The sequence below is a fragment of the Pseudoalteromonas sp. Angola-7 genome (assembly GCF_028599255.1).
Classification (GTDB): domain Bacteria; phylum Pseudomonadota; class Gammaproteobacteria; order Enterobacterales; family Alteromonadaceae; genus Pseudoalteromonas; species Pseudoalteromonas atlantica.
Window position 1 is genome coordinate 1 of sequence record NZ_JAQREL010000007.1, and the last position, 10,127, is coordinate 10,127.

General features: G+C 39.7%; 15 protein-coding genes. 13 read left to right on the forward strand and 2 right to left on the reverse strand.

The window, feature by feature from the left end; all coding sequences use genetic code 11:
- The 12 genes from PSH50_RS11015 to PSH50_RS11070 form a co-directional block, all read left to right on the forward strand.
- On the forward strand, window positions 1-388 hold a 388-nt coding region (locus PSH50_RS11015; RefSeq protein ID WP_273609625.1), incomplete at its 5' end, for a copper resistance protein B.
- Window positions 388-1,074 carry a heparan-alpha-glucosaminide N-acetyltransferase gene (locus tag PSH50_RS11020; protein ID WP_138611682.1) on the forward strand — a complete coding sequence of 229 codons (687 nt, stop codon included), beginning with the start codon at window positions 388-390 and terminating at the stop codon, window positions 1,072-1,074. The genes PSH50_RS11015 and PSH50_RS11020, both read left to right, overlap by 1 nt.
- Before the next feature lie 2 nt (window positions 1,075-1,076).
- Window positions 1,077-1,913, forward strand: a complete 837-nt coding sequence (locus PSH50_RS11025) for a formyltransferase family protein (RefSeq protein ID WP_138611683.1) — start codon at window positions 1,077-1,079, stop codon at window positions 1,911-1,913.
- A 147-nt stretch (window positions 1,914-2,060) separates the two neighbouring features.
- Window positions 2,061-2,483 carry a hypothetical protein gene (locus PSH50_RS11030; protein ID WP_004589264.1) on the forward strand — a complete coding sequence of 141 codons (423 nt, stop codon included), beginning with the start codon at window positions 2,061-2,063 and terminating at the stop codon, window positions 2,481-2,483.
- Between the two features lie 305 nt (window positions 2,484-2,788).
- Window positions 2,789-3,202, forward strand: a complete 414-nt coding sequence (locus PSH50_RS11035; protein ID WP_008109656.1) for a MerR family transcriptional regulator — start codon at window positions 2,789-2,791, stop codon at window positions 3,200-3,202.
- Between the two features lie 101 nt (window positions 3,203-3,303).
- Window positions 3,304-5,547 carry a heavy metal translocating P-type ATPase gene (locus PSH50_RS11040; protein WP_138765476.1) on the forward strand — a complete coding sequence of 748 codons (2,244 nt, stop codon included), beginning with the start codon at window positions 3,304-3,306 and terminating at the stop codon, window positions 5,545-5,547.
- An 11-nt stretch (window positions 5,548-5,558) separates the two neighbouring features.
- The gene (locus tag PSH50_RS11045; protein ID WP_273609626.1) at window positions 5,559-5,912 is read left to right on the forward strand and encodes a cupredoxin domain-containing protein; all 354 of its coding nucleotides are present in this window, start codon (window positions 5,559-5,561) and stop codon (window positions 5,910-5,912) included.
- A 9-nt stretch (window positions 5,913-5,921) separates the two neighbouring features.
- On the forward strand, window positions 5,922-6,257 hold the full coding sequence (locus tag PSH50_RS11050; RefSeq protein ID WP_273607764.1) for a DUF2933 domain-containing protein: 336 nt from the start codon (window positions 5,922-5,924) through the stop codon (window positions 6,255-6,257).
- On the forward strand, window positions 6,250-6,915 hold the full coding sequence (locus tag PSH50_RS11055; protein ID WP_273609627.1) for an isoprenylcysteine carboxylmethyltransferase family protein: 666 nt from the start codon (window positions 6,250-6,252) through the stop codon (window positions 6,913-6,915). Before PSH50_RS11050 ends, PSH50_RS11055 begins: the two co-directional genes overlap by 8 nt.
- On the forward strand, window positions 6,899-7,321 hold the full coding sequence (locus PSH50_RS11060; RefSeq protein WP_058552467.1) for a hypothetical protein: 423 nt from the start codon (window positions 6,899-6,901) through the stop codon (window positions 7,319-7,321). The genes PSH50_RS11055 and PSH50_RS11060 overlap by 17 nt, the downstream gene beginning before the upstream one ends.
- Before the next feature lie 10 nt (window positions 7,322-7,331).
- Window positions 7,332-7,703 (forward strand): hypothetical protein, encoded by a 372-nt coding sequence (locus PSH50_RS11065; RefSeq protein ID WP_008467865.1) that lies wholly within the window; start codon window positions 7,332-7,334, stop codon window positions 7,701-7,703.
- Between the two features lie 50 nt (window positions 7,704-7,753).
- Entirely contained in the window at window positions 7,754-8,104 is a 351-nt protein-coding gene (locus tag PSH50_RS11070) for a hypothetical protein (protein ID WP_024602002.1), read from the forward strand.
- 216 nt (window positions 8,105-8,320) lie between these two features.
- Here the strand turns inward: PSH50_RS11070 and PSH50_RS11075 are convergent, their stop codons facing one another.
- Both PSH50_RS11075 and PSH50_RS11080 read right to left on the reverse strand, forming a co-directional pair.
- On the reverse strand, window positions 8,321-9,052 hold the full coding sequence (locus PSH50_RS11075) for a MauE/DoxX family redox-associated membrane protein (protein ID WP_008109669.1): 732 nt from the start codon (window positions 9,050-9,052) through the stop codon (window positions 8,321-8,323).
- 1 nt (window position 9,053) lies between these two features.
- Complete coding sequence (locus PSH50_RS11080) at window positions 9,054-9,575, reverse strand: DUF305 domain-containing protein (RefSeq protein ID WP_138611346.1); 522 nt, start codon at window positions 9,573-9,575, stop codon at window positions 9,054-9,056.
- 261 nt (window positions 9,576-9,836) lie between these two features.
- On the opposite strand from PSH50_RS11080, the gene PSH50_RS11085 reads away from it, so the two are divergent.
- Window positions 9,837-10,097, forward strand: a complete 261-nt coding sequence (locus PSH50_RS11085) for a PhoH family protein (protein ID WP_082874002.1) — start codon at window positions 9,837-9,839, stop codon at window positions 10,095-10,097.
- The last annotated feature ends 30 nt before the right edge of the window (window positions 10,098-10,127 follow it).

Sequence of the window (10,127 nt, forward strand, 5' to 3'; positions counted from 1 at the left end):
TGAAAATCGGCAATGGTTAGCTTTTGGCTTACAAGGTTTAGCCCCTTATTGGTTTGAACTTGATATGACAGCATACGTAGGTGAGCGAGGCAATACCGCATTTACGTTAGAGGCAGAGTACGAACTATTACTCACGCAAAAGCTAATTATACAACCGCGAGCCGAAATTACACTTTATGGCAAAAACGATAAACAAAACGAACTTGGAAGTGGCCTATCAAGCAGCGCGATTGGCTTTAGGGTTCGTTATGAGTTTACCCGCCAGTTTGCTCCCTATGTTGGCGTTGAGTGGACAAATAAATTTGGTAATACAGCCGACTTTGCGAAGTTAAATGGGCAAAGTACTCGTGATACTGCATTTGTTGCTGGTATCAAGTTTTGGCTTTAATGCGAAGAAATAACTACATTGATTTAATGAGAGCTACCGCAATTATATTGATGGTAGCTTTTCATTTTGTCTGGGATTTAAACTATTTTGGTTATATTAGAACAGACATACCTAACGGCTTTTTCTGGAAAGAGCTAAGAGCAATAATTGTAAGTTTGTTCTTGTTTTCTGTTGGTGCCAGTCTGGTTTATTCCTATCAAGGTGGTATATCAGCGAAGAAATTAGCTTGGCGAACGGTTAAGATATCTAGTGCTGCGTTACTAGTGACTTTATCCTCACTATTTACCTTGCCAGAACATTGGATTTACTTTGGTATTTTACACTTCATAGCAGTTGCAACACTTCTATTAGTTTGGTTGGTGGGGAAACCTAAACTTGCTTTGCTGCTATCTTTATTTATTTTTAGCGCATACATAGCGATAGAAATACCGTGGAATTGGCCTTTTAGCTATATTGAACAATATATTTCAAAACATCCTAGTGACTTGGTTACTCTTTTTCCTTGGTTGGCTTTGCCCTTGCTCGGTATCTGGGCTGCAAATTTCCGAATCTTTCGTCTGGCTCCCGCCAATCAACATGCGATAAACCCTTATTTGACATTGCTTAGTCAACACTCTTTACTGATTTATTTACTTCACCAACCTTTGCTTTTTGCTGGCTTTAGCGCTATCGAATGGATCAATTGAATATGAAAGTCCTCTATTTCGGAAATAATCTCTTTTCAAACTGTTTAACATTTATGGTTAACCAAGGCTTTAGTGTTGAAGCTGTTTATATTAATGATGTAGAGGAAAACGCAAGTATCGTTAAACGAATTTGTGGCATACATAAGATAATGACACATTCTTTAAGACCGACTAAAGAAGAACTTGATGAATATATAAAATCTGGAGTAACTCTTTTTGTCGTTGCTGACTATGGATATAGACTGCCCATAACAGATATAAAATATGCCTTTAATATTCATCCCTCACTTTTACCTAAAGGTAGAGGCCCTACGCCATTAACTTACATTGTGGATCTACCAGAATTTGCAGGTGTAAGCATACACAAAGTCACATATATGCTTGATGGCGGAGATATCTTACTCCAAGAACAATTTGAAGTAGGACAAAATGAATCCATTTCCTCCTTAATGGTGAAGTCAAGCTTACTTGCGGAATCTTTACTGCAAACCTTGTTAAATGATCTCGAAACTATCTATGAGAGTGCTACGCCACAACAAAAACGATTAGCTACTTATTGGAAGCAACCTAGTATAGAAAGGAGAATCATGTCGTGGCTCAATGATACTCAACAATTTAGGCAAGCAATACGTCAATATGGGCATTTTGGCATCTTAATAACAATTTATGAAGAGCTTTTTATTGTCAGCCAATTAGAGGTGGCCGATTTCAAACATGACTACAAGCTAGGCAGCATAATTTTTGAAGACCAAGCGCTGATTAGCGTGGCTATCAATGGTGGCTTTGCTGTTGTTTTTAAAAGTTCTATGGTGCTAGTAAACTCAGCAGTACTAGAGTAATTCGTATATTAAAAGTGTGTATAAAATGTTTTGAAGCAGACTTTAAGGGCTAGGTTAGAACGTAGGTTTTAGTTCAAAGGTTGATCAAGATCATAAAATTATTTTTATAAAGTGGCTAATATTGTAGGTGCTAAAGAAGGAATGATAATGTTTGGACTTTTCAGGTGGTTTAAAATAGTAATAATAACTGTGTTGCTTACGCAGCATGGCTTTGCGATTGCTAAACCAATGAATTGTGAAGAGCATCATAATGGCTCATCCGACACGCATATTATACAACCAAGCAAAAATATGCATCATCAATCAATGATTGACAATAGTCACTATCACACTGAAAATTCGCAAGATTCTAAAAACCGTCATGGTGATGAAGACTGTGAAAAATGTAAAGCTGGTGATTGTGTTTGTTGTGAAGGCGGTTTTTGTACAAGCTTTCATTTAAATGCCTATCTTGTGGAAGCGCAAGACGAAGGTATTTGCAATATTCATTCTGAGCTAATTCTACAGCGTACACCCCTACCAAAATCTGGTATCCATCTCTTACTTTATCGTCCACCAATTATTGGCTAATCACAGGATCAGTGCGTCTTTTTTTCGCCAGTCCCATCAAAAATAGAATGACTTATTCATTGATTTAAATAATCAATTGTTTTGAACGATTAGTACGATATTTTGAAGGCACTATGAAAATGCTCAAGTTATTGCCATTTACAGTAATTAATACTGTCGATTTTGACCGAGATTTCTCTTTTACCAAAAAATTAGTTTTTAGCTTTTGCATTATTAATCACGAATAATCACTTGACCTGTGTCTTAGACACAGGTCTAAGCTGTAGGTGAGATTACAAACTTAGGTGAAGAACTAAGGAGTGAACATGAAAGTTGCAGAGCTGGCAAAAAGCCTTGGAACGACTGCTGATACGGTGCGCTATTACTCGCGATTGGGACTGTTAAAACCTGCCAAGTCAGTGAACGGCTACAAGTCATACTCGAATAAAGAAGTATCGAGACTTAAATTCATTTTAAGTGCCAGAAACCTTGGTTTTTCCGTTGTAGATATCAAGGAAATTATTAATGAATCTGAAGATGGTAAAAGTGCGTGCCCATTAGTCAGAAGCCTGATCAAAGAGCGGCTCGAAGAAACAGAAAAACAGTTTCAAGCAATGTTGGCACTTCGAGGAAAAATGTCTTCTGCGCTTTCTCGATGGGAAGAAATGGAAGACAAAGCACCGACTGCAAACATGGTTTGTCATCTCATCGAAAACTTTGAGCAAATTAAAAAAACATAGGAGGAAAAAGGGTGGCTACTAACACAAATATAAAAACTGAATCAGGCTGTTGCTGTCAGGCAAAAGCTCAATCCTCTTCGTGTAAAAGTAAGGAGAATACGTTGGAGAAAGTATCACATAACCAACAGCTTATCATTGAAGGCGCTGGGTGTGCTAGCTGTGTAGGCAAAATTGAAGGGGCATTAAATGCAACTCTTGGAGTCGTCAGTGCGGAAATGAATTTTGCTGATAGGACTGTAACAGTTTCTGGGACAGCTAAAACAAAAGAGTTGATCAAAGCTGTTGAGTCAGTGGGGTATAACGCGAAGCCAATTGATGATAGCTCAGCAACAGATGCGCTTGATGAGAAAGAGGCTGCGGATTTTGCATATTACAAAAAGCTAATGCGCGATACGTTTATTGCCCTTTCACTCGGCGTTCCTTTGATGATCTACAGCATTGTAGTTGGAGAAATGACGGTTGAAACAAACCTTGAACGAATTTCTTGGTTGGTTGTAGGCATTTTAACTTTTGGTGTTATGTATTTTTCAGGCAAGCATTTCTATGTAGGAGCATGGAAGAGCTTCAAAAATCATTCAGCCAATATGGACACCCTAATTGCTTTAGGAACAGGCACGGCTTGGTTGTATTCGATGGTTGTCGTGTTTGCACCTGACGCTGTTCCATTGATGGCACGGCATGTTTATTTTGAAGCTACCGCCATGATCATTGGCTTAATTGATTTAGGTTTAGCATTAGAAATCAAAGCCAGAGGTAAAACCTCTGAGGCCATTAAACGTCTTATCGGCTTGCAAGCCAAAACAGCAACCGTGGTTCGTGACAACAAAGAAGTTCAGATAGGTATTGAGCAGGTTTTATTTAACGATATTGTGAAGGTAAAACCGGGTGAAAAAATTCCCGTCGATGGCGTGGTATTGGAAGGACACACCTCTATTGATGAGTCCATGCTGACAGGCGAACCTATGCCTGCTGAAAAAGCTGAAGAAGATGAGGTTGTCGCAGGTACTTTGAACAAATCAGGCATGATTTTATTTAGAGCCACACGCGTTGGTAAAGACACGGCGCTTGCACAGATCATCAATATGGTGAAACGAGCACAAAATTCAAAACCGCCGATTGGCCGTTTGGCCGATGTTATTTCAGCTTTTTTCGTACCTGTCGTGATGATCACCTCTGTGTTAAGTGCGCTAGCATGGCTTAACTTTGGACCTGAGCCAGCCATTGCTTTTGCCATCGTTTCAGCAACTACTGTGCTTATTATTGCCTGCCCGTGTGCTTTAGGTTTGGCAACGCCTATGTCTGTCATGGTGGGAGTAGGAAAAGCAGCAGAAGCCGGAGTGCTTATTCGCAACGGTGAGGCACTGCAAACCGCCTCTAAAATCACTGCCATGATTTTAGATAAAACGGGCACTATTACTGAAGGGGCACCTAAGGTAACCGATATTATTTTAGCAAAAGCTACTGACGAAAAAGACGTACTACAGCTTGCAGCAAGTTTAGAAAGCGGCTCAGAGCATCCTTTAGCGCAAGCGATTGTTGAAAGTGCGTTAGATCAGGATATTGAGTTACTAAAAATTGAAGCCTTTAACGCCATTACGGGTTTTGGTGTAGAAGCAAGCTGCAACAACAAAGCCCTGCTTTTCGGAAACGATAAACTAATGAAGTTAAAAGGCATAGACCTCACAGGCTTTGTTGAACAAGCACAGTCTTTAGCCAAAGAAGCCAAAACACCTATGTACTTTGCTGTAGATGGTGAACTTGCAGCAATCATTGCTGTTGCAGATCCTATCAAGTCAGACTCAATCTCTGCTATCAAACGGCTTCAGGCTAATGGTATACGCGTCATCATGTTAACGGGTGATAACAAGGAAACCGCTGCCGCCGTAGCTAAAAAAGTGGGTATTAGTGAGTTTCTTGCTGAAGTGCTGCCAGAAGATAAAGCCAACAAGGTGAAAGAGCTACAAGAAGGCGGCGAAATTGTTGGTATGACAGGAGATGGCATCAACGATGCTCCTGCGCTAGCGTTAGCCGATGTTGGCTTCGCCATAGGCACAGGGACTGATGTAGCTATCGAAAGTGCTGACATTACCCTAATGCGTGGTTCACTTCATGGCCTTGCTGATGCCATAGCGGTAAGCAAAGCTACTTTACGAAATATCAAACAAAACTTGTTTGGCGCGTTTGTCTATAACGTAGCCGGGATTCCTTTTGCTGCGGGGGTTCTATATCCCTTCTTTGGCATTCTGCTTAGCCCTGTAATTGCAGGTGCTGCAATGGCGTTTTCGTCATTGACTGTAGTGTCAAATGCAAATCGACTTCGCTTTTTTAAAGCAAAAGAGCATTAAGGAGAATCACAATGATGGTTATTAACTTATTAGGCTTAATGTTAATCGCGCTGATTGTTTGGTGGTTTTGGCTATATAAACCCAATAAAACAATCGTTCAAGGTAATGAAGTACTCATTGAAGTGAGGGATGGTGTGTATTCCCCATCCTCAATTCAAGTGTCTGCTAGCCAGCCTGTCACTCTGAAGTTTATGCGCAAAGATCAATCACCCTGCGCTGAAACAATGCTTATTCCATCATTGGAGATAAGTGAGCAGCTTAAATTAAATGAAATTACTCAAATTACCTTATTGAACTTATCACCGGGAGAGCATGAGTTTCATTGTCAGATGCAAATGTATCGCGGTGTCTTAAAAGTCGTTTAGGAGGCCAACATGAAAAATGAGCACCCTAAATTTTGGTTTACACCCACAGGTTGGGCTGCATTGGTGCTTATTGCCGCAGCCACCTATTTTTTAATCTTTGAACATGGACAACATGTTCTGCAATTTCTTCCCTATTTAATTTTGCTGTTATGTCCTTTGATGCATGTATTTATGCATGGCAGTCACGGCAAACATGGTCACGATCATTCACATGCGCCTGATGACAAAAAGGAAGAGAGCTTTCAAGAACTCACGGATAAAAATGAAGCCTATCGCGATGGCTACATACAAGGGTTAGAAAAGGCACGTAAGGAATCACATAAAAAGGAGAGCAGTGATGAATGAAACATATGATTATGGCTTATGGTCAATGGTGATACTGAACTCAGCAATTTTTATCTTTTTTGCCTTTAGTTTTGTCAAACCAAAAACATCAACTGATTGGAGAAGTCTAAGCGCGTTCTCTGCCTTTATTGTTGCCCTATTTACTGAAATGTATGGCTTTCCTTTAACTATCTATTTTCTGTCGGGGTGGCTGACGGAGACCTATCCAGAAGTAAATTTCTTTGCGCATGAAAATGGGCACTTATTACATACTTTCTTTGGATTTCAAGGTGATGCCCATTGGGACCCATTTCATATAGCGAGTATGGTGTTTATTGTGGCAGGTTTCTTTATGTTGTCTTCAGCATGGAACGTATTGCATCACGCGCAAAAACACCATCAATTGGCTACTACAGGATGGTACGCGAGGTGTCGTCACCCACAGTACGTAGCTTTCATTCTAATCATGTTCGGCTTTTTATTGCAGTGGCCGACCATCCTAACACTTGCGATGTTTCCAATCTTAGTCGTTGTTTACGTCAAGCTAGCGAAACGCGAAGAGACACAAGCTATTGCCGAGTTTGGTTCGGAGTACCATAGCTATATGGAATCGACACCAAGTTGGATTCCAAATTTTAATAAGAACATAGAAGGTAAAAATCATGAAAACGTTAACTAAATCAATTTTATTTGTCAGCTCACTATTGGCGGCCACAAGCTTATTTGCTCAAAACAATGAGAATAAACATGAAGGTGCGAACAAATCGGATATGCATCAAGGCATGGCAATGTCGCATGAGAACATGGGAAAAATGCATTCAAAAATGATGGAAATGAAAAAGGAAGTCCATACCATTAAAGCTGAAAAAGATCCTGAAAAGCAAAAGCAGATGATGGCTGAACATCACCGCTCAATGATGAAGATGATGCAATCCATGCACAAAAACATGGAAGCAATGCCAATGCATAAGCAAATCAAGATGGCTGAACATCATCTGGAAATGATGGAAAACATGATGCCACAAATGAAATACAAAATGGCAGAAATGAAAGACAAAAAACAACAACACTCGCACTCACATTAGGAGATAAATTATGAGCGATTTAAATCATAGAGTTGGCGTTAAAGAGCAAAATTTAGTTGTTCGAAACCTAAAGCTTAGCAATGTCACAGAAGAAAGCTGTGACGAGTTAGTAAAAGAAATAGATCAGCTTTTTGGTATAGATGAAGTTAGTTACAACATCAAAGAAGGTGAAATACACCTTGCCTATGATGCCGCAAACGTAAGCCTTGATGGGATTGAGGAGGTAATCCGTAAGTATGGCGCAGATGTTCATGATGATTGGTGGACACATACTAAAGAAAGTTACTATAAATTTGTTGATCAGAACATCAAAGATAACTCTGTTCATAAGCCTTGGAGTTGTCATCAAGCACCTTCGGGGGCTGGCCGGAAAAACAAATGAATTCATAAAAAAGTGTATAGATAATTAGTTAGTCAAATGAGGTAACAGTGATGAAAACACCCTATATAAAAGCTCTTTTATTGCTTACATTCGGTTTATATTTAGTGGGTTGTTCCAATACCACTTTTTATCATAAATACATGGTGAGAGGTCAGGTAGTAGAAAGTTCTGATAATCGAACTCTAATCTGTATTGGTGCTAAGCATGGCGCAGAGGTTGGGCAAAAATACAGTGTTATTAGATTCCATGAAAGAATAGTATTGAGTGAAGGTGAAGATCCCTACACTATCGAAAAGGTAGGAACGGTACAAATTACTAAAATTGTGAATGATCATTTCGCAACTGTAAAGCTAGTGTCTGGTGACATTGCAGCGAAAGATATGGTGGAACTTGAAAACTAATAAAGTGGTGGCGAAAGCCACCACAAGAGCATAACAATAAAACTTAATGAAAAAACTTTAGTGTTATTTTGTACAACCTTTGAGATTGTTTGCTCAGTTCTGGTTATCTTGATGCCAGTACGACAGAAAAAATGTTACATATGAATTAGAAAGGTGTGGGCTGGCATCCTAGGTCTAATCTTAACAGTTAAGGGGCCGCCGAATAGAGCTATACCTTTACATCAGCAGCATAATCAATGCTCCCGCGATCATAAATAAGTTTTCAGATAGTGATACAAATCCAAGTGGCACACTGCTATCGCCGCCTACACAGGCACACTTTAACTGGCGTTTGTCGATGTAAACGGCTTTGAAAACTGAAATTGCTCCAACTGTGCCGATAAACAATGAAAATGGTGCCACTGCGAGAGGCTGTAGTTGGGCAACCATACCAATACCTGCATATGCTTCAATGAAGGGATAAATATAACCATATCTTATCCATCTCATCGCTAGTAAATCATAAGTAATAAACGAATTTGTGAAACTGTATAGGTCTTTCAGTTTTTGCACCGCTAAGAGCGTCATTGAAAAAGCTATAAATAGCATCAGTGTTCTGATGGAGATAAATGAGCCGGAAGCAAAATGTTGAGATGCGACAGCAAGAAGTGCAGCTATCGAGAAAATGGCTACAACGGGCGTGTAGGTTGTGCCAGTTTGACCTGCTTCATCTTTACCAAAATACTCTCTTAAGTCATCGTATCCTCCGACACGCTTTCCTTCAATAAAGGTTTGTGGCGTAGTTTTGACATCATGCTTAGCTTTGAAGTCATCAGCTTGTTGTCTAGACGTGAGCTTATGATCTTCTACATCATACCCTTGCCTCTCCAGCAAATCTTTCGACCTTAAACCATAGGGGCAGATATGTTCGTCAGTGACCATTCTGTACAGGGTAGCTGTCTTAGTCATCTTAGTCTCCTTTGTTCAGTGTGCCTTCAAACTTTGGGAGCGGTCGTTGCTCAGCCTGAGCTTGTGAGCTGACCTTTCCATTTTCAGAAATATCTTTAATCAGCCATTCCATTTCTTTTATTTCTTTTCGTTGGGCTTTAATAATACCATTTGCCAATTCACGCACGCGTACATCCTCCAAAGTTGAATGCTCACTAGTAAGAATAGCAATGGAGTGATGAGGAATCATCGCTTTCATGTAGGCACTGTCAGAAATTGTGCTTTGAGAGCGAACAAGATAAAGACATATGGCAAACAGTATTGTCGCCAATAGAAAAATAGCCATGTTGAGCTTCTTGTTACTGTACATGCCAAGCATAAAGGCCAGCATGATCATTGCCATACCTGCTCCCATATACAACGCCATATAGATACGCGTTTCACTAAACCATATATGTGATACTGCGTAAGTGTTGAGATACATCATTACAAACATAGCAATGGTTGAGGTGATGATCATTGCAGCAAATCTTGAGTATTTCATAAGTAATCCTTACATTGATAGTGTAAATATTTCCCACTGTTAGCCTATTATTCTCTACATGTGGTCATGTTCTCGAAAAAGTGCAAGTAATGAGCCAGTATCAATAAGAGTATTTGTAATACGATTGACTCAATTTCAGCTTATATCTAGAGTTTAAGTTTTGAACTTATGATAGACACAGGCTAAATTGGCTTTAGTTAACAATCTAATGGGAGAACTCAAAGCACTACAAGCTGAGCTTCAACAAATGGCAAATATTATATCAATTCGGGGGTGATTTTGGATGAGAGCCAAAACTTAACGGCATCTCAGCTTAAAACTATTATTACCCGTTGTGGCGAGGGAACAAAACTAATTTGTAGCGGTAATTTAGCGCAAATAGATAGTAACTACTTAACCCCCGTTACCTCCGGCCTTACTTATATTGTTGAGCGTTTTAAAGACTTTGAAGGCAGTGCAACAGTTAATTTAAACGGGGTAGTGCGCAGCCGTTTAGCCTCCTTTGCAGAAGAAAATTTATAACTTGCGCAGAACAATTTGGCTCGATAGTCT